This is a genomic window from Streptomyces sp. NPDC040405 (assembly GCF_055595765.1).
This window is the reverse complement of record NZ_JBVIVI010000008.1, coordinates 92,012-113,328: the sequence shown is the minus strand read 5'-3', so window position 1 is coordinate 113,328 and position 21,317 is coordinate 92,012. Positions and strand designations below refer to the sequence as shown.

At 74.2% G+C, this 21,317-nt stretch carries 1 protein-coding gene (cut by both window edges); it reads right to left on the bottom strand.

All 21,317 nt of this window come from inside a single coding sequence — locus tag ACZ59A_RS29605, lonely Cys domain-containing protein, on the bottom strand. Of the gene's 47,799 coding nucleotides, 17,959 precede the window and 8,523 follow it; the stretch shown corresponds to coding positions 17,960-39,276, spanning codon 5,987 (partial) through codon 13,092 (complete); the first complete codon in reading order (the gene reads right to left) occupies window positions 21,313-21,315. Both the start codon and the stop codon lie outside the window.

The following is a 21,317-nucleotide window of genomic DNA, read 5'->3' as shown; positions in this document are numbered from 1 at the left end:
GGACATCGCGGTGTAGTTCTCCGGGACCGTCATGGTGACGACCTGCTGGTTGTGGGTCAGCGTCAGCTTCGGAGTGAAGGTCTGCGAGGCCACCGCCGGGTTCTTGGCGTCGTGGACCAGCCAGGTGCGGCCGTAGGAGAGCGGCAGGCTCCGGACGTTCCCGGTGCTGCTGGTGTCGCTGGTGTCGACCGCGGTCCGGTTGCGCTCCTCGATGTGCACCCGGCGGCCCTCGGGCGTGTCCTCGGTCATCGTGGGGGCGGGCCGGTGGCCGAAGAGCTCCAGCCGCGCCGACACCTGGTACTTCCGGCCCCGGTAGGTCACCGTGCGGGACATGCCCTTGCCGCTCAGCACGTACGGCAGGGCGTCCAGCACCTCGTCGCCGGAGTACTGGGCCGCGATGTCCTGCTCCAGCGCGGCGATGTCCTCCGGGTTCTGGGCCTCCAGCTCGCCCGGCCGGAGCTGGGCCGCGGCCTCGGCCCGGACGGTCCGGGTCAGGTGCGCGTGCAGCCAGGTGAGGGTGTCCTCCGGGAACGGCGTGACGTGCACCGAGCCCTGGAGCCCACGGTGGCCGCGGCCGAAGCCGGTGACGAGGGCGGAGATTCCCGGGGTGGCGGGGGTCTCGTCGCCGGAGTCCTCGGAGGAGTCGGAGTCCGAGTCCGAGTCCTCCGAGGAGTCGGAGTCCGAGTCCGACTCGGGGTCCGGATCCGGGTTCGACTCGGGGTCGGAGTCGTCGGACTCCTGATCCGAGTCGGAATCCGAGTCCGGATCGGACTCCGGCTCCGGCTCCGGGTCGGCGGCCGTGAGGACAGCCGGGGCGGTCGCCGGGATACCCGACGCCGAGACGACCCCGGGCGGCAGCGTGTCCAGACCGATGGACTCGTCGCCCTCCACACCGGCCGGGTCCCGCCCGTCCTGCCCGCTGTCCGCGGACTGTCCGCTCGGGGGAGGCGTCTGCGGGCGCGTCCGGGGAACCGTCAGGGTGGACGGGGCGAAGCTGGCGACGGTCCGGACCGGGAGCGGGGCGTCCCCGGGCGTTGCCGGGTCGGCCGGGAACTGGATGCGCAGGTCGCCCGCTGTCGGGCGCTGGACGTACGGCGATGGCTTGAGGGCCAGCACCGGGTGCGGCTCCCCGCTCGGCCGGGCGATCTCCGTACGGGCGCCGGTGAACGTCACGGGGCGGCCCAGCCTCAGGGAGAGTACGCCCGCCAGGCGGGGGTCGTGGAGGCCGGGGACATCCAGCACCAGAACGCCGCTGAGGGGGAGTTCCACGAGGCTCGGGTGCAGGGCCATCAGCTCCCCGAACTCCCCGAACGGCACCCGGAAGATGGGGCCCTTGTCGTCGAAACGCAGGTACAGGGCGTCCGGGTCCGACGGATCGTAGGTACCCCGCACCACGAAGGGGGCTGCCCTGTCCTCCTGATGCGACGGGTCACGGTGGTCCTTGCCGAGCCACGGAGCCGGGGCCATCCCGTCGGGCGTCAGGATCCGTGAGGTGTCCAGCGTCTTGACCTTCGCCCCGATGGACCAGTCCTCTCCGACGTCCCCGCGGCCGAGCAGCGGATCATTCAGCCGCTGCGCGTCGAAGGCCCCGGACCGCCGGAGGTGGAAGGCGGCCAGCGCATCCGGGTCGGCGGCGTCATAGCCGCGGGCGAACGCCTGGTTGACCAGCCACTGCAGCTCCCCCCGCTGGTTGTTGTCCACCGGGGCGCCCGGTGCCAGGTGCAGGGCCTTGCGGGCGAGCGCGTCGATGTCCGTACCGGGCCGCGACAGCAGCTCATACATCCTGACCCGGGACCAGAACGTCCGGGAACGGGCGGCGTCGTCCACCGGCCCGGTCGGCATGTTCAGCGTCCGCCTGACGACGAGGTCGAAGTCCCCCCGGCCGACGTAGGCGTTCTTGTAGCGCACCGCCCTGTCGACCGCGGGCGGCAGGGTGACGAAGTCGCTCAAGCGCGTGCCGTCGGGCGCGCTCGCCGCCTCCAGGAGCACCCGGCGGTAGTCCGCCCGGCGCGCCTCCGCCTGCCCCGCGGGAAGCTTCGCCGCCACGATCCGGTGGAACAGCTCCATCGTGAACAGGCCCGCGTCACCGAACCGCCCGTCGGCGTGCCACATCCGGTCCAGCGCGGCGGCCCCGCGCAGCAGCTCGGCGTAGCCGGGGTTCTCCTTGACGCGTACGCCGTCGTCCACCTCGTTGCCCAGCACCAGCTTCAGCGCCCGCAGCAGCCGCAGCGTCCGCTTCCGGTCCTGCTTGGACACCCTCCCGCCCGGGCCGGTGAAACCGATCGCCCGCGCCCGGCGGACCAGTTCACCGGTCCGGGGCTCGGGGAAGAACTTCGCCCGCGCGCCCCGCCGACCCTGGGGGTCGGTGTACAGACTACGGACGTAGACGTGGTTCGGCCCCTCCCAGTGATCGCCCAGCGCGGTGATCCGGACGGTGGCGCGCGTCTTGCGTCGCAGGCCGTTCGCGTAGTGCTGCCCGATGGGCACGTCCTCCAGCGGGTCGGCGACGAACGGCCCGGGGAAGCTCTCACTGCCGCCGTAGTAACCGGGCACACGGCTCTCGATGGGGGAACCCACCCAGCACAGCTCCAGGTCGCCCCAGAACTTCTTGGGGAAGCTCGACAGGAAGTTGCGCTGTACGCGGGCCCACTGCTCCGCCTCGGGACCGTTCAGGACCTTCGTAGTGCCATCCCGCATCGGCACCTCGACGCCTCCCGGGACCCCGTGGGCGCCGTGGTAGACCGCCGGGGCCGCCTCGTCCGGGTCCGCCGGGGTGAAGGCGGCGGAAACGGCTCCGGTGGCGATGTTGTAGTGGACGAACCGCGCCATCTGGTCGATGTGACGCAGCATTTCCTCACGCAACCCGGCGAGGTCCTGGTATGCGGCGTGGCCGATCCACTTCTTCGTCTTCGCGCTGACGATGGCCGAGGTCTCCACCTCGTGGTACCAGTCGGGCACATCATCGGGGGAACCGGGGTGCCGGCCGGGAAGGTTGGGCACCCAGCTGCCCTGGCGCTGCCCCTGGTGGTGGATCACCCGCGTCTTCGCGGGCTGCCCCGGCTCGACGGAGACCTCCACGTCGCCGCTGTGCGCGTACACGGTGCGGCCGGTGAGGTACGCCAGCGTGCGCGGCAGGTACAGGAGGCCATCCCCCGCGTACGGGACGGCCAGCACGATCGGCACGTCCTTCGGCAGCTTCGACAGCACCGGGTCGTGCGCCAGCAGCTCGGCGAACTCCTCGATACTCAGGTCCCGGGTGGTGCCGTCCGGCCACGGCACGGTGACCTTGTGCCGGTCGCCCTTGGCGGCCACGACGAAGGCGGGCTCGTCCCCCTCCCACGGCCGGGTGTCGTCGATCCCCAGGCGTGTGATCCCGCCCTGCTTGTCCTTCTCGGCCAGCTCGACCGTGGCGGTGTCCACCTCGACCGTGCCCGTACCCGTCCAGTTCAGCCCTGTGTTCTGGGCGCCGGTGAACCGGTGGCGGTCGTCCAGTAGGCCCTGCCGCTGAGCGTGGAACGCGCCCAGCGCCGCCAGACTCGTCGCCCAGCCCTCCTGGTCCGCCGCCAGCACCAAGTCGAACAGCTCGTCCCGGACCTTCTGGTCCACGGCCACGCCCTCGGGCAGGTGGAGGATACTCCGGGCCAGGCCGTCCACCTCCATCGGCCCGTGCCGCAGCCGCTTCCCCCGGCGACGCAACCCGTCCAGGATCTCCGCCGCCTCCGCCCGGGGCGAGGCGGAGAACTCGATCCGCGTAGGCCGGGGGGCCTGCGCGACCCTCTTGTTGGCGGGCACGAAGGAGTGGCCGCGGGTCTCCACCGTGAAGTCACCGGGCATCAGCCGCGGCTGATCGGGCGGCCGGTTCCGCTGGAGCGCCGCCAGCGCGCGGCCCAGCTCGTACATCAGCAGGGTGGACACGGCCTGGGCGCGCCGATTACCGCGCTGCTTCGCCGCCGCCTGCCGGGCCGGCAGCTCGGCGTTGGACCGTACGTCGTTGCCGTAGCCGGTGATGGTGATCGGCGGCAGGTCCACCCCGGCCCGCTGGTTCCGCCACCCGGTCAGGGCCAGTCGGCGGGCCATGTCGCGCACACGCCCTGTCTCCGCCCCGGACAGCCCGGTCTCCCCCTTCGCGAAGCGCAACTCGGCCTGCGACGGCAGCGCGGTACGGGAGGCGGGCTTCGGACCGGGGCCGGGAGCGGGGGCGTCCTCGTCCGAGGAGTCGCTGTACACGGACGTCCCGGAGTCCGACGCGGAGCCCTCCGAGAACACGCTGTCGTCGGACGACGTCTCCGACACCTCGATGGGCTCGAACATGTCGACGTCCGAGGTGTCCAGGTCCCGCATGTCCAGGTCGGGCAGCGCGGTGGCCGACGACGACACCATCTGAGGACGGGGCGCGGGCGTGGGCGCGGACGCGGGCGGGGCGGCCTCGGTCCACCGGGGCCGCAGGCCCAGCTCCCGCCGCCGCGTGTCGGCCAGTTCGGCGGCCGACCGGGCGTCCGGGCCGTGGTCGAGCAGGTGCTCGGCGACGTCCCGTACGGCGGCGTGGAACGCGTCCCCGGCGTAGCGGGCCTCGGCCTGCGCGGCGTGCGGCGGGGCGGGCAGCACCAGGAAGGCGGCGATCTCCCAGGCCCGGGCGGGGTCCGGCGCCGCGCGGTCGTCCCGGGGCTCGGTGCCGTCCTGCGGCCGCGCGCCGTCCGCCGGGGCCGTGGCGTCCTGCGGGGGCGCGGCGTCCCTCGGTTGCGCGCCGTCCTGCGGGGGCGCGGTCTCGCGCGTCGTGGCCGCCGCCGCGAACGCCTCGTACGCCGACCGCCACAGCCGTCGGGACACCTCGGCCGCGACCGCGTCGAGCCCGTCCGGTCCCGGGCCGGGCCGGTGCAGCAGCAGCCGCACCTGGTCGCGCGGGGACACGCCCCGCGCCTGGACCCGGCCACCGTTCACCCTGGCCTCGAATGTCTGGGCCGATGTCAACTCGCCCCCGGCGGCACGCAGGTCGTCGACCGTGACGAACTCGGCCGGGTCCAGCCGGGGCGCGTCCGGGCGCAGGTCCTCGGCCGTCACCTGCCCGGCGAGCCACCCCCGCAGTTCGTCGCCCAGGGCCGGGACCGGGAGCGCGGTGGTGTTCCCGGGCGCGGTGGCGGCGGCCAGCTCGGCGGGCGGGACGCCGAGGTCGTACAGCCGTGTGCCCGCGTCCTCCAGCCGCGCCAGGGCGTCGTCCAGCCGCTCCGCGGCGGCGGCGCGCTCCGCGGTGTCCGGGCCGGTTGCCGTGGCGGCCTCGGCGGCCTCGGCGGCCTCGGCGGCCTCGGCGGCCTCGGCGAGGAGTTCCCGCGCCTGGGTGTGCTCGTCCCAGGCGAGCGCGGCGGTCTCGGTGGCCTGGCTGCCGTCATCGCGCTGACCGTCGCCCTGGGGCGGCGCGGCCGGCGTGTCGGCGGGCTCCACGGCCTGCGGCGCCCGGCCGCCGATCCCGTAGGTGGCCGCGGGGGTGCCCGCGAGCGGCAGTGCCGAGGCGGGCAGCGGGGTGGGCGACATGAGGTCGCGTGGCCTGGTGAGGTCCCAGTCGGACGGCAGGGGCAGGCGTCCCGACGCGTCCGGCGCCGAGTAGACCGTGTACCTCCGGGACCCCGGCCGGCGGTGGATCCCGGTCCGGCCGTACGTGGCCCAGACCCCGCGGGCCGAGTTCCGGGCCCCCTGCCCGGGGAGGGACCCGGCGAGGTTCGCCCCGGCCGGGGGCCGGGCGCCGTCCGCGACCAGGAGGATGTCGGCGTTTCCGGGCGCGCCGTGCAGCTCACGGTCGCGGAAGACCAGTTCGCCGAACTCCGGCCCCGGCACCGGCGCGCCCAGGAAGCTGCCGTCGAAGACGTACAGGTACGGGGCCGGGCGACCCGGTACGTACCAGGGGGCCGGGGCCGTGCCGACCTCGATGAGCGACCCGTCGGGCGCGTAGTCCATCAGGGTGATGACACTCGCGTCGAAGTCGCCGTCCAGCCCGGCGGAGCCGTGGCTCAGGTCCCGGCCGTTGATCATGCGCGCGGAGTTCCTCCCGAGCGTACGGTCCGACAGGGCGCCCTGGCTCTCCAGGTGGTAGGTGGCCACCTCGGGCCATGAGAGACGGCCCACGGCCAGGGCCTTGCGCACCAGGGCGACCGCCTCGTCGAACCGCGCCGGGTCGGGGCGGCCGAGGTGCAGGATGCCTGCGGCGAACTCCCCGCCGTCGACGACGGTGTCCAGCAGTTCCAGCAGCTTGACCTCGGTCCACAGCAGCCAGGACAGTTCCGCCTCGCCCACCGGCTGCCCGTCCTCGGTCCCCAGGACCTCCCGGGCCATGGCCTCGGCGCCCGGCGTACCCGCCGCGGGCAGCCGGTTCAGCGCGGTGGTCAGGTGCGGCAGCGTGACGAGGTCGCCGAGCGGGCGCCCGGGCCTGGCCTGCCACGCGGCGTCGGCCCGGGCCAGCACCTCCTGGATGTGCTCGGGCCCACCGGGCCGCAGGTCGGGGCGGCTCGGGCGGAACGCGCGCACCACCCGGTGCAGCAGGTCCAGGGTGAACTCGCGGACGCCGTCGCGGTCGAGGTCCGCATCGCGCTCGCGCATGCGGTCCAGCGCGCCGATGCCCCGGAGCAGGTCCAGGTACTCCGGCCGGTCGTCCACGTCGGGGTCGTCGAAGGCCTCGCGCAGCGCGCGCCCCAGCTTCCGTACCTGATAGCGCACTGCCTCGGACGCGGGGCCGGGGTCGTTGTGGAGCCCGGCCGTCCGGGCCCGGTCGTCGAGCGCGGCGCCCTTCGGCTCCGGCTGGTACTTCACCAGGAGGGCGCCCTCGCCACGGGCATTGGTGTGCACCACGACGGCCAGGGTGCCGTCCGCCAGCGTCTGCACGGAGATGCGGTGGCGGGGGCCGTACGTCGTCGCCTCGGTCTCGGTGGCCACATCCTGTCCGACGGCGACCACGGCGAGCGGGTCGGGGACGAACGGCAGCGGGCCGTCGTACTTTCCGTCCCCGAAGACGCCGCCGACGCCCGGCCGAGCCGCGGAGAAGCAGATCAGCTGCGCCCCGCCCCGGTACGGCGACGACCGGACCAGGCGGAACCAGTGGGCCACGGCGCGGGCGTGGTCACGGCCGCTCTTGTACTGGATCCCGTCCCTCGTGGCCCAGGCCACGGTGCCCGGGAGGCCGTCCAGGCCGGTGAAGTCCGTACTGCCGGGCGGCCAGGGCACATCCCGCTTCTCGCTGTACTCCTTGAGCTGGTCGTTGTAGGTCACGAACGAGGTCACCGCCGGCAGCCGCGCGGCGTGCAGCAGCCGGTTCCAGCCGCCGTCGGCGTCGGCGCCGAGATCGACCGAGACGAAGCCCGTCACCCAGCCGTCGGTGCCGGGGAGGGGGAAGACGTCCGCGTCCCGCACCCAGTCGTCCGCCCCGGCGTCCGGGGGCACCGGTCCGGGCCGGGACAGGGAGAAGTCGCCCCGGGGCCGCCCCTCGTCGTCCATCAGGCCGAACACGCGGTGACCCGGCCGGTCCGGAAGCTCCATCACGGCCGGGAAGCCGCTGGTGGCCACCACGTTGCGGTGGTGCCGGGCGGCGAACAGCCGGGACCGGACGGGGAGGCGGTCGAAGCCGGGGATCACCATGGCCGCCATGACGTCCCGTGGGAGGGCGGTCAGGACCGGGTCGAGGGCCATCAGCTCGTTGAGCACCTCGAACGGCACCTGGCGCCGGAATCCCGCACGGCCCCGTACCAGGAACCGGTCCTCGCCCGAGGTGGCGAGGAGATACGGGTCGGGGCGGCCCGGCCCGGAGGCCCACAGCGCCGGCCGGACGTCGACGACGGTGCTGCCCCCGTCCCGGCGGACCTTCACAGCGGTGGTGCTCAGATCGAGGTCGGCCGGGATCCCGCTCTCGGTCCAGTTGATCCCCCGCGGGCGGCCCTGGGTGTCGGTGACGCGGAAGCGGGCGTCGAACACGCCCCGGTCCGCGAGGTACAGCGCGCTCAGGCCCGCCAGGCTCGTCACGTCGCGGGCCTCGGACGAGGACGCCAGCCGGATCAGCTCGGCGCTCCGGTCGCCGGTCACCCGCTCCTCGGGGGTGAGCAGCAGCACGCGGCGGGCGAGCCGGGTCATGTCCAGCGGGCCGCGGCGCAGCTCGGGGTCGGTCTTCCGCAGCCGGTTGAGTTCGGTGCGGGCGGCCAGTTCCTCGGGCGTGAGCAGGACCGGGAACCTGGGCACGGAGGGGCGGCCGACGGCGCGGTCGTGCCGCTGCCGCCCGCTGCCGGGGCGTCCCCGGGAACCCCACCGCGCCCCGGACCGGTGCGTCTCGCGGGATGCGGTCCCGCCGGGTGCGGGGCGCCCGCTGTAGGTGGGGCCGGGCTCCGTGGACGGTCCGCCGGTCGAGGAGCCGGGGTCCGTGGACGGTCCGCCGGTGTTGCGCCCGGCGGGAGCCGTGGTGGAGGCGAACCAGGGGGCGGCGGTGCTGCCCTCGTAGTGGTCCCCTCCCACGGGGCGCCCCTTCGCGTTGACCACGTTGCTGCGGAAGACCTCGACCTCCCATACGGCGCTCGCCGGGCCGATCCCGCGCTCCATGCCGCGCAGGCCCGTCCGCCCATCGGCCCGGCGGTGGAACCAGGCGATGTCGATCCGGGCGTCGAAGGCGTGGGCCAGCAGGTGGGGGAACACGTCGCCGATGTCGGAGTTCCAGCGGTTGCCCCAGTTCAGGACCGCGGCGCGCAGCCCGGCCAGCTCCCGGCCGTCCAGGGGGGTGTGCCGGACGACCAGGTAGCGCAGCTCGCCGAGCAGTTGCGCCGCGCCGGGGAACTCGCGCTGGTCCGGTACGGGGACGCCCAGTTCGGTCAGCCGCGTCACCAGCTCGACCTCGTCCATCCCCTCCACCGCGGCGGCCAGGCCACCGGGCACCGATGCGCGGTACTGCCGGACGATCTCGACCGGCAGCCGTTCCCGGTTCGCGGTCAGGTAGTCGGCGATGAATCGCTGCATGGCGTCGAGGACGTGGCGGTCCGAGCGGCCGGGCGCGCCGCCGCGCCCCAGTTCGGCGCGGACCCGCGCGGGGTCCGACAGCCAGGCGTACGCCTCCCGGTCGGCGCGGGAGCGGGCGGCCGCGGCCGGCCCGGGCAGGGCGTCGCGGACGAGCATCGGGTCGCTCGCCATGAAGGCGTGCAGCAGACAGTTGCCGTCCGCGGCCACCGGCAGCGGCCGCCCCCGGGCCCAGCCCGTGCCGCCGCCCACCGGGGACGTGGTGATCGGCGTCCGGGGCGGCGCCTTGGGCGGTGTCCCCTCAGGCGGCGTGGAGCGCTTGGGCAGCTTCGCCTCCGGCAGCAGCTTCGGGGCCGTTGCCTCCGGCAGCAGCTTCGGGGGTGTCCCTTCCAGTGCCGACGCCTTCAGCAGCAGCGCCGGGCCCGGGGGCATCGTGGACGGCTCCCCGGTGCGCGGCCGCTTGGCGGGCGGCCGCGCCGCGCGGAACGGCCGGGCCCGCCGCTTGGCCCCGGCCCGCGGGCGGGGGCGCCTGCCGCCGACCGCCGAGCCGTCCGTGGTCCCGTCGGCGGCGCTCCGACCGGCCGAGACGAAGTCGGCGGCGGTACGCCGCCCGTCCGGGCCGGGGGCCAGCGCGATGGTGGTCCGGCCGTCCCGGTCGGTGAAGAAGTCCGCCGTGCCGTACGCGCTGTACACCCGCGTGCCCGTCCTCCGCGTGACCGCGTCCAGCAGCCGTTCCACGGCGGGTTTCGCCGTGGCGGGGGTGTCGCGCGGGAGCAGGATGACGATCTCGCTGCCCACGGGACGCGCGGGGTCGATGGCGAGCAGGTGGGCGATGTCCGCCGCGGGGATCCGCCCGGACAGCAGCCCCTCGCCCATGGAGCCGTGGGCCCGGAACACCCACGGCCCCGGGCCCGTCGGCCGGTCCCAGAGCGCCGGTCCGGTGGCGTCGAAGTCGAACCTCCCGTCGCGCCCGACCGCGACCAGGGTGACCACGCGCAGGTCGAGGTCGAGGGGGTCGAGGCGCTGGTCCCCGTCGCGGCCCACCGCCGTGCCGTCGGGGTGCCGGATGACCCGCTCCGGGGCGAACAGGCCCCCGGTCGCCTCGTGGAACGAGCCGAGCCGCACGCTGCTGCCCAGGTCGATGCCGACGTCCGCGGCCCGTTCCAGCAGCCGGACCAGGTCCCGGCGCCGGGCCGGGTCGGGGGCGGCCAGGTGCAGGACGCGGGCGGCGAAGGCGTCCACGTCGTGGCCGAAGTCCCGGACGGCGGTCGCCCCGCGCTCGGCCAGGCCGAACCCGGCCAGCACCGCCAGGCTGGGCGCGGCGGCCGTCTCCGGGGCCATCGCGAGGCGCAGCAGCTCGTCCCGGTGCGCCTCGGTCACGGGCGTGTCGGGGTCGAGGAGCAGCACATGGCGGGCGAGCGCGTCCATGTCCAGCGGGCCGTCGGCGAGTTCGGGGACGTCCGCCCGCAGGGTGTCCAGCCGCTCCAGGGCGGCCCGCAGGTCGCCGGGGCGGACCAGCGCCCGGCTCTCGGTGCCGGACCGGCTCCCGGTGTCGGCCGGGGGCGTCTCCAGCCAGGACGGCAGGCCGTCGTTGACGGGTCGTTTCCGTCCACCGCGGGCCGGTGGGGGCTTCGGCGCGCCCTTGCCGCCGGGCGGCCCCTGCGGGGGCAGATCGACCACCGGCGGGGGCGGCGCGGGCAGTCCGGGCTTCGGCGGGGCCGGTGCGGGCCGGGTGGGCTTCGGCGGCACGGGCCGGGTGGGCGGCGGCGGGGTCGGCTTGGTGGTGCGGAAGTCCCAGGGGCCCCGCGGATTACGGACGCCGCGGGGCATGGCAGCGAGGAAGTCGCCGCCGCGCTCGTACAGGACGATGGCGTTGTCCGTGTCGGCGGACGCGGTGCCGAAGGTGTCGATCGTGCCGTTCTCGTGCACGAAGGTCACGTGCAGGTCCCTGTTCTCCGCCACCAGCTGGGCGGCGAGCAGGGCCGTCTCCCGGCTCCAGCGGCGGGAGTTCCGCAGATGGGCGCGGATCAGGCCCTCCCGCACCCAGGCGGGCGGCGGCGGCCAGGACTCGGGCAGCCGGCCGCCGCCGCGCACGAACTCCCGGCGCCGGTCGGGGTTGAGCGGGCGGTACCCCGACTCGTACAGGTCGTCCTCGGTGAACGTGGCCCGGGGGTCGAGCCGGGTGGTCCGCGGCAGCGGCACGTCGTCCATCAGACCGGTCAGGTCGTCGATCACCTCCCCGAACCCGCGGCCCGGGTGGGTCTCTCCCAGGGCGACGGCGATCGCGGAGTAGAACAGGTTTCCGTCGCCGAACCGCGGGATGACCAGGTCGTAGACGTAACCGTCGGGGTCGGTCAGCGTATGGACGTCGGTGGCCGCGTCGAACTTGGGCTGCTTCGCGTACGTCTCGTCGTCCAGGCCCTCCCAGGTCCACGGGCGGGTGGCGTGGACGGTCAGCAGGGAGTTGTCCACCGGGGGTTCGGGCTTGGGCTGCGGGGGCGGCCCCTCGGCCACGGCGGCCGCTTCCACGGCGCGGAAGTGCCGGTCGGCCAGGTACAGCACGACGCGCTCGGCGCCGGAGGGGAGCGGGCGGTCGGGGTGGGGCGAGAAGTCCTGGTACGTGCCGTCGTCGCGGACGACGCGTACGCCCACCCCGTACGCCCGCGCCGCGAGCGCGGGGAACAGGTCGGCGGCGCTGTGGTCCCAGCCGGTGTCGTTCGCGGCGGTCGCGCCGCGCCGCAGCTGGGCGGCGGCGAGCCCGCGGCGCTGCGCCGGGGTCAGCGGCTGGTAGCGCCGATCGGGGGTGGGGAGGTCGCCTGCCGAGTGCGGGATCACGCCGAGGGCGTCGAACTCCCGGCGCTGCGGGTTGTCGGCGCCCAGGTCCAGGGCCGCGGCGTCCAGTTCGGCGGAGGTGAAGGTGTCCGTCTCGTCCGGGGAGAAGTACGCCAGCAGCGGCGAGTCGTCCGGCAGCCCCTCCACGGTGTCCGCGAGCGCGTTCCGCAGCCCGGCGGCGTGGAGCGGGGCTCCGTCGGCGCCGGTGCGGGCCGCGGGCAGGGCGCGCTGGAAGGCGCGGAGGAAGGAGTTGTCCGCGGGGACGTCCAGCAGCCGGTGGGTGGTCCCCTCCGGGGACTTCAGCGCGGGCGCGCCGTCGCCGAGCGCGGTGACCTCGGTGTACCGGGGCGGCGTGCCGGAGGTCTCGGGCTCCTCCCGGAACGTGTCGCCCTGGGAGTCCTCCCGCCGGTCCGTACCGGTGTCGCGGGTGTCCTTGCCGGTGTCGTCCCCGGTGCTCTCCGCGTCGGAGGTGTCCGGCTCGGAGGTCTCCCCCTCGGACAGTTCCTCGGGTGTCTCCTCGGCGATGGAGCCCAGCCCCGGCGGCCGCGGCGTCGGCCGACTGCGGGGAACCCGCGGCCGCTCGGCCGGCTTCGGCTCCGAAGACGACTCCTCGGTGATGGAACCCAGCTTCGGCGCCTTCGCCACCTTCGGCCGGTCGGAGTGCTTGGCCGGGTTCTCCGTCCGCTCGGTCTTCCCCGGCTCCCAGTCCGTCACCTGCGGCTCGGCCAGCCCGGCGCGGGTCGGGACCGCGCCCTCCGCGCCGCTGGGCGGGTCCTCGGGCAGCCGGTGCCAGCGGGTGAGCCGGTCGGTCTGGGCGCGCAGGTGGTGGAGGGCGTCCGCCGCGTCCTCGGCCTTGCGCTCCTGGCTCCGCACCTCCGCGATACGCGCCTCCACGGCGCGCTCGGCCGCACGGAACGCCTGGGCCGCCGCGTGGGCGGCGTCCCGCGCGCCGGCCACGCTCTCCTCCGCCGCGGCCGTACGGCTGTCGAAGGTCGCTTGCGCCTCCGTCGCCATCCGGTCGCGTTCCCGGCGCCGGATGGCGCCGACCAGGGCGTCCGCCTCGGTCAGCGCCTGCCGGGCGCTTTCGAGCCGGGCCGCGGGCGCGGCGGCCGTCAGGTCGGCCAACAGGGCGGCCTGGTAGGTCCGCAGCGCCTGCGCGGCCAGTTCTGTCGCGGACCGCAGCTCGTCGGCCACCGCCGACGGGAGGTCCCCGAGGGCCTGCCCGAGCACCGCGTCGGCCGCGGCCCTGGCCGCCGCGAAGTCCCGTCGCGCCGCCGCGGACTCCGCCCCCGCGGCGTCCTCGGTCTGCCGGCGCAGCTGCCGGGCCACCGAGCGGGCCACCATGGCAGCGGCGGCGGCCTCCTGCAGATCGGGGAGGTCCCGGCGCAGCTCCCAGTACTTCGCGTCCTCGTCGGCCCACACCTTGGCCGCGTCCTTGACCTTGTCCCAGGCCGTGGCGACGGTCTCGGGGAAGTTGTCGTCGGTGATCAGCCCGAGCTGGCGGGCGACGTCCTCGCGCACCCAGGCCATGACGTGGGTCTGCGACTCGACGGTCTGTATGCCCGGCTTGACGCCGCCGAGCGAGCCCAGCAGGTTCTTGCGGATCCACTTGCTGGCCGGAAGCTCCTTGAACTGCCGGTGGACCTCGGCCACGCTCAGCCAGGCGGTGGGGATGGCGAACGCGAACACCCGGCCCGTGCTGGGCTTGACGTTCACCTGGCGCGCCTGGTCGGTGGCGATCACCCGCCCGTCGCTGTCGGAGGTGTCGGCGCCGGTGCCGGAGGCTCCCGGGTTCGCCGCGCCGACGGTGTCCGATTTCAGGGCGGGCGCCGCGCCGAAGACGGTGTTGTGGTCGCCGCCCTGGGAGGCGGTCGCGTTGTCGCTCTGGGTGCCCCGGACCGAGGACTCCATCCGCGCGCCGTCGGCCACCGCCATCAGCTGCGCACCGGCGAAGTCCGGCCGGGAGAACACCCGCAGCGTGCCCTCGGAACGGTCCGCGAAGCCGTTCTCGGTCAGACCGGCGGTCTCGTAGCCGTCGTTGCCGGAGGCGTGTTCGAAGAACGCGGACAGCGCGCCGGAGCCGTGGGACTCCTCCAGCACCTGCGCGGAGCCGGTGCCCTCGGCGGTCAGCGGATTGACCCGCGCAGTGCGCAGGGCCCGCTCCAGCGCATCCCCGGTGAGCCGGCCCGAGGTGGTGGCGAGCCGGTTGTCGTACGACCTGGCCAGCGCGATGGTGCTGGCCGCCATGATGCTTTCGGCGCCGATGATGTTGCGGACGTGGAAGCCGTTCCGGGGCGGGATGAACGGACCCTCTGTCCCGTCGGGCAGGGTGATGGCGCGCCAGGAGTCGAAGACGCCGGTGATGTCGCTGCTCTTGTTCAGCGGGGAGTCCTCCCCGGTGAGCACGTTCACCGCGGCCTGCTCGTCGCCGATCTCCGGCGGGGCCAGCGGGTCGGGTCCCTTGGCCGGGGCGGTGCCCGGGCCGGTGTCCGGCCGCATCAGGCTGAGCGGGACGATCTCGCGCTGAACGCCGACCTCCCCGCTGTGCTCGATCCGCCGGGTCTCCGGATGCCGGGGCTCGTTCCCCCGCTTCCGGCCCATCTCCATGGTGATGCGCAGCTGGTAGCGGGTGGCGAACTCGGCGTGCGGCTCGCTGGTGTACGAGGTCCACAGCCGGCCCCGGACGCGGGCGTCGGTCGCGGAGAGGTTCTGCCGGTTGGAGCCCGTCTCGGCCATCGATGGGCCCGCCATCGGCACATTGGTATCGCCGGTGTGGACGCCCTCGTTGATCTGGGTTCCGGCGTCGCTGCCCCGGCCGCTGGAGAAGGAGTCGCTGAAGCTCTCCACCGCCCAGCGGTGATCCTCCAGCTCGGTACGCGGCCACAGCTGGACGAACCGCGGCTCCCCCACGGGTTCGAGCTGGGCCCGGATGCGTACGTTCCGCCCGCCGATCCGGACCCGCTTCCAGCCGGGGCCGCCGATCCTGGCGGTCACCCCGGAGCCCGTGCCCATCATCTCCCGACGCAGCGCGCGGGTGACCCGGGCCGAGGTCAGCCGGTGGATGGCCTCCCGGCTGTCGTCGTCGATGCCCAGGTCGTTCAGCTGCCGCTCGAACTCCTCCACCACCTTGGAGGTGTCCACGGAGTTGACCGGGTACGTGGCGAACGGGGCCTTGCTGAACCACCCGGGCTGGAGCCAGTTGCGGCGGGTGTACAGCGGGCCGCCGCCGAGTCTGTCGCCCTCGATGAGGCCGAGCCGGTGGGCGATCCGCTCGGGCAGGTGGCCCAGCCAGCCGCCCTTGATGACCTGCCGCTCCCCGGCCCAGTCGCGCAGTCTGCGCACCACCGTGCCCAGCGGCGAGAGCACACCGGAGGAGCGCATCTCGGCGGCCACCTCGTGCTCGGCGTCACCGGTGGCGAGCACTTGATGGCCCTGGTCGACCCGGTTGATGTCCGAGGTGACCGTGCGGGTGATGGTTCCGCTGGAGGCCCGGGTGCGCCACCAGGGCCGCCAGACCAGGCCGTAGTTGCCGGTCACGCCCGGGCCCTGCTGGTGGGAGTGGCCGTAGACGGCGGTGAAGCCGGCCGACTGGGTGAAGGACTTGCTCTGCGCCCCCGACGCCTTGCTGCTGCCGCCGACCGTCATCTCGGTCTCCATCGGCACCGGCCGGGTCAGCGCGCGCAGCTTGGTCACCCGCATCCGGTGGACGACGGTGGCCGCCCAGTCCATGTAGGGACCCTTGCCGAACAGGCCGGTGGTGCGCGAACCGGTCGCGCTCGCGTTCTGGTCGACGTTGGCCGTCAGGAACTGCGGCTGCTCCGGGCGTACGGCGGCGTCGTGCGCGGGGGCGCCGACCCGGGTCAGCTGCCACCTCCGGTGGGACGCCTTGGCCAGAACCCGATCCACGATCCCCGGGGGCCCGTTCTCGGATCTCTTCTCGGCCACCACCGAGAGGGTCTGGTGCGGCAGCCCGTCGAGCGGCCCGGCGTCCCGGTCGTCCTCGACGGACGCGTCGAGCAGCTTCCTGGCCTCGTCGCGGGTCATCGGGGTGCGGGTGACCGGCTCCTCGTCCAGGTACGGGTTGTCGGCGCCCTTGGCGTGCGGGTCGGTCTGCGGGGAGTGCTCGGACGGGACGTTGAACAGCACCTTGCCCCGGACGGCCGGGACGCCGGAGTTGCCGCCGATGATGTCGATCCGGTCCTTGGGGCCGCGGACGAAGAGGGACGTGCCGAGGATGCCGAAGCTGACCAGGCCGCGCAGCAGGCTCCGGGGCCGCCAGTAGCCGCCGATGCTCACGGTCCAGGAGGCGTCGTAGGAGAACACGTTGCCCGGCTTGGTGCTGATGGCCATCTGGTCGAACGTGGCTGTGGCGCCGTAGTTGGACTCGTCGCGCGTCTGCCAGGCGGCCTGGTAGCCGAGCTGCCCGGTACCGGCGTGGCCGGGGAACCCGATGTCGTCGACGGCGGCGTCCCGGATCGAGCCCATCGCCTCGAAGCCGAGCTCGGTCCCCTGTACCCCGTACTGGCTCTCGTCCAGGGTCATGGAGCCGGGCGCGCTGTGGCGCAGGATGGTGTCCGTGGGGCCCACATAGGTGCGGTTGGTCAGCTTCACGTTGAGCGAGACGTGGTAGTAACCGCGGCTGAACCTACCGGGTTTCACCGAGCCGATCCGGATACCGGTCGTCTCCATGGCCTCCTTGTTCCCGGCCATGCTGTGGTACGCGAGCCCGTTGATGATGGTCAGCGTGTTGTGCAGGACCATCTGGTAGTGCGCGTGGTCGCGCCACCGCCCGTCGTTCGGGTCGCCGAGGTCCTCCAGCGTGGCGACCATCGTCGGGAACCTGCGGGAGACGGCGGTCAGCACCTCCCGGGTGAGCGACTCGATCCGGTTGCGCTCGGTGAAGGTGACCTCCGGGCTCACCGGGGTGTCCGGGCCGGCGGTGATCGCGGGCAGGGTCCCGGTGCCGCTGCCGGTCCCGGCGTCGGTCCCGGCGTCAGTCCCGGCGTCGGGCTGGGGTGTGCTCTCGGTCTCGGTCTCGGCGGGGGGGATGTCCTCGCCCTCGGTGCCCACCGCGAACTTGCGGCTGTACTGGCCGTTGGCGTAGAGGACCTGCACCGGCCGGGCCATGCCGAGGGTCGGCGGGTCGTCCTTGGTGAGGTAGGCGGGGGCGTGCGGCTCGGTGCGCCCGAAGGTGTTCTCGTCCTCCATTCCGGCCAGGCGGCGCGCATCGGTGCGCGTGATCCGGTCCAGGCTCCAGACGGTGAACGGCGTCGCGTGCTCGTCCCCGGTCTTGCGGATCCAGATGACCTGCTCGACCCAGTACTGGTCGGTGGTGACGTTCTTGGCCCGCTCGACCGTGCGGACCGCGCCCGAGCCGCCGGTCATCGCCGAGCGGCCCCGGGTGTGCCCGAGACGCATGCTGGGGCCGAACTGGATCCGGGGCTTGATCCGGTTCATCCAGTCGGGGATGAGGTTCTGGAGCCCGAACGTCGGCAGGTTGAACGTGGGCCCGGCGACGAAGGAGATGTCCTTGGCGATCGCCTTGGTCTGCTTGCGGGCGTTCTGCACGGTCAGGAAGTTCGAATCCCGCATCTCCGCTTTGTCGGTCTCCGAGTCCAGCACGGCCCGCTTCAGTTCCACCCTTTCGATGACGAAGGCGCCCAGCGGGGTGCTCTTCTTGTCATCGGCGTGCAGCGGTTTGCCGGGCACCGCGGACTTGCGCATCCGCCCGGAGAGCTGGTGGAAGTTGCGGTCGGAGAAGAACCTGTCCAGCTCGGTGTAGGCCGGGGAGTCGGTCGCGACACCCATCCGTCCCGCCGCCCAGTCGCGGATGTGATCGACCGGGCCGAAGTCCTCGGTGACGAAGAACCGGAAGTCGGACTGGGGCCCCAGCTCCAGCCTCTTCGGGGTCCGGCGGACCGTGGACTCCTTGGTGGCGCCCTCCGGCAGCCGTGCCTTGAGCCCGTGGCGCACACCGAACGCGAACTCCACGTCCGGGGCCGCCACGGTGGCCGGCTTCGCCCGCCAGCGGGTGCCCAGGACTCCCTGCTTGGCCGGGCGCGGCTCTTCGGCGTCGGTGATGCGCACCTCGACGTACGCGTCGTCCAGGAACGGGTGCGAGGTGTCCCACCCACGGGTCTCGCCCACGTTCAGGACCTGGTCCTGCATGGTGTAGTTGACCTCGCGGATGCGGCCCAGCCGGATGCCGAGCCGACCGAACGCGGCGAAGACCCCCGCCATCGGCCCCAGCGGCACCGTCGGGGCCAGCTGGCGGGTCTGGCCGACCGACTTGGAACCGCCGATGGTGGCCTGCGCGCGGTACGCGTTGTCGACCTTGACCAGGGGGACGCTGTCGGTGAACTTGGTCCACTCGCCGTAGTTGCGGACCCTGATGTGCAGCTTGCGCAGCCGCCCCGACTCCGCGCGGTACACGAACTCGCGGCCGGCCCCGACGAAGGTCTGCGGGCGCTCGCGCAGCGCGCGCCGCATCCGGCGGAAGACGGACTCGTCGGTACCGCCGCCGCGCACCCGGTGGTGCTTCGGCAGCTCCTCGCCCGGGGCCGTCTCCTCGTCGTCCTCCTTCATCTGGGTGTCGATGTGCTCCACGATCTGTTCCCAGCCGCGGATGTAGACATCGCTCTGCCCGAACGCGATGGGCATGGCGGTGTCGCCGGGCTCGTCGCCGGGGAACGGCAGGAAGCCGTCGACGTAGCCCGGCATCCGGCTGTCGTCGGTGAACTTGCTGGGCCGGTGCACCTGCGGCGGCGGCATCATGTCGCTGTCGATGCGCGGCCGGCGGCGCTCCTCCAGCTCCTCGTCGATCTGCACCCCGGCCGGCCTCGGCCGGGGGTTCTGGCCGGGCGGCGGGGTGGGCCCGAGCGGCGAGGGCGGCGGTGGCGGGGCCGGCGGCGAGGGCGGCGGGACCTCGGTGAGGGCGGTGGTGAGGTCGGGCAGCGGGTCGTCGAGGCCCGGCACCCGCCCGCCGAGGAAGGGCAGCGGGTCGTCAAGACCGGGCACCGGGGCGTCGAGGTCGAGGGTCGGGGCGGGGGCGCGGCCGTCGCGGCGCGAGGAGCCGGGGGTGTCGGCGTCGAACGGCGGGGGCGGGACCGGCGCCGGGATGTTCACCGAATCCAGCGCGCGAGGGGTGGACACGCGCAGGGCGGCGGCGGTGGGGTTCGCCCCGGTGACGGGCGAGGCGTGCAGGGAGAACACCGGGTGCGCCGCCCCGTCGGCCGTGTGCTCCCCGAGGGGGAACTCGGTCGAGTACAGCTCCCGGCCGATGTGCTGGGCCAGATCCTGCGCCAAGTCGGGGGCGAACCGGTCGAGTTCGGAGACGGCCAGGAAGACGGGGACGGCCGGGTCGAGGGTCAGCAGGTCCGGGTCGCCCGCCACCAGTTCGACGAACTCCGCGGCCGGCACCCGCCGGGTCGTCCCGGCGTAGGACACGAAGAGGTGGCTCGGGTCGTTGCGGTCCAGCTCGGCGCGGACCACGTACGGCCTCGGCCGGTCCCTCCCCTCCGCGGTCTTCCCGTGCCACGGCGCGGCCACCGTGCCGCCGGGGGTGTGGACCTTCGACAGGTCCACGGGGGCGTCCCCCCGCGGAGTGGCCAGCAGATGGCGTCCGGCCGACGGGTCGCCCGCCGTGACCGGGGGCATGGCCGTGGCGTCGGACAGGGCCTGCTCGGTCTCCATCCGGTAGGCGCCCGCCTGGGCCGGGTCGGCCCCGTCGCGGCCGACCGCGTACGTCGCGGCCGTCAGGTTCCGCGCCTGGTCCCGCCGCGCGTCGTCCACCTCGGACGGGTCCAGGTGCAGCACCCGCGCGGTGTAGGCGTCCAGGGCGGCGGCGTCGAGCGCGCCCAGTGCCTCGTGCGCCTTGACCCGCGCCCAGAACACCTGCGAGCGCTCGTCCTCGCCCACCTCGTCCGTACCGGACAGCTGGAGGACATCCGTGATCTCCTGCGCCACGTCCGGGCCGCTCAGCCAGGCGACGGCCCGGTCCACGGCCGGCGGCAGCGCCACGAACTCGCCCAGCGGCGTACCGGGGCCGCTGTCGAGGGCCTGGGCGAACACCGCGCGGTAGTCGGCCCGGCTCGGCTCCGCCTGTCCCGCGGGGAGCTTCGCGGCGACGACCCGCCGGAAGAAGTCCAGGGTGAACGGGCCCGCCTGCCCGAAGCGGGGGTCGTCCCGCCACATCGCCTCCAGCGCGGCGGCCCCGCGCAGCAGCTCCGCGTACGCCGGGTCCTGCTCGACGCGAACGTCGTCGTCGACCTCCTTCCCCAGCGTCTCCTTCAGCGCCCGCACCAGCTCCAGCGTCCGCTGCCGCGCCTCCTCTGGCACCGGCCCCGGGCCGCTGTGCAGCCCGATGGCGCGCACCCGGCGGTCCAGCTCGTCGGTCTCCGGCTCCGGGAAGAACTCCGCGTACGACCCCCAGCGCCCCTGAGGGTCGGTCACCAGGGCGCGGACGTACTCGCCGTTCACGAACCAGACGCCGGAGCGGACGGTGGCGGCGCTCACCTTGTTCCGCATCTCGTTCGCGTAGTGCTGGCCCTGCGGGACCTCCCGGAGCGGGTTGGGCACGAACGCGCCGGGGTTGTTCCGCCCGTAGGCGCGACGGGGCGGGACGGTGCTGCCCTTGGCGGAACCCGACCGGCACGTCACCAGGCCGAGCCAGTCCTCCTCCTTGTTCTGGAGGAGGTTGGTGAAGCTCTTGCGCTTCTTCAGCCACTTGGCGCCCCCGGCGCCCCACGCCCGGTGCGTGGTCCCGTCGTCCAGGGCGAAGGACGTGAAGCCCGCCCCGCCGTGGGCGGCGAAGAACGCCTTGATCCGCCCCCGGGCGGCCGGTTCCAGGGGGAACGACTTGGAGAACGTGCTGGTGGCGAAGTTGAAGTGCACGTACTTCGTCACCTGGTCGAGGTGGCTGTACGCCTCCTCCCGTACGGCCAGCTCCGCGGGCTGGAAGGAGGCGCGGCCGATCTGCGAGCCCGCTCGCTCGCTGGCCAGCGGCGAGGACAGCACGTCCTCGTGCCAGTCCTCGCCGTGCCCGCCTTCCGCCTCGTCCGGGTCAGGCAGCATGCCGGGCGGGACGGGGAACCACGCGCCCACCGGGCGCCCGGAGGCCGTGAAGACCGCTACGGCCAGACGGCCGTCCGGCGTCGTCATCAGCCGTGCGTCGCCGCTGTGCGCCCATACGGTGCGGCCCGTCCGCTCCGCCAGCAGCCGCGCCAGGTGCTGTTCGCCGTCGCCCGCGAACGGCATGGCCAGCACGATCGGAGCGTCCGCGGGGAGGTTCGCCAGCTCCGGGTCCTTCAGGACCTCCTCCACGAACCGCTCGACGCTCACGGCCCGCGTCGTGTCGCCCAGCGCCGGGATCATTACCCGGTCGCCGTTCATGGTGGCCGCCAGCAGGTACGGCGTGGGGCCGCCCCGCCACCCCGGGACCTTCGAATCGAGGATCCGGGGGGTGGTGCCCGGCCGCTCCTCCACAAGGCCGAAGGTGTCGGTGTACAGCTCCT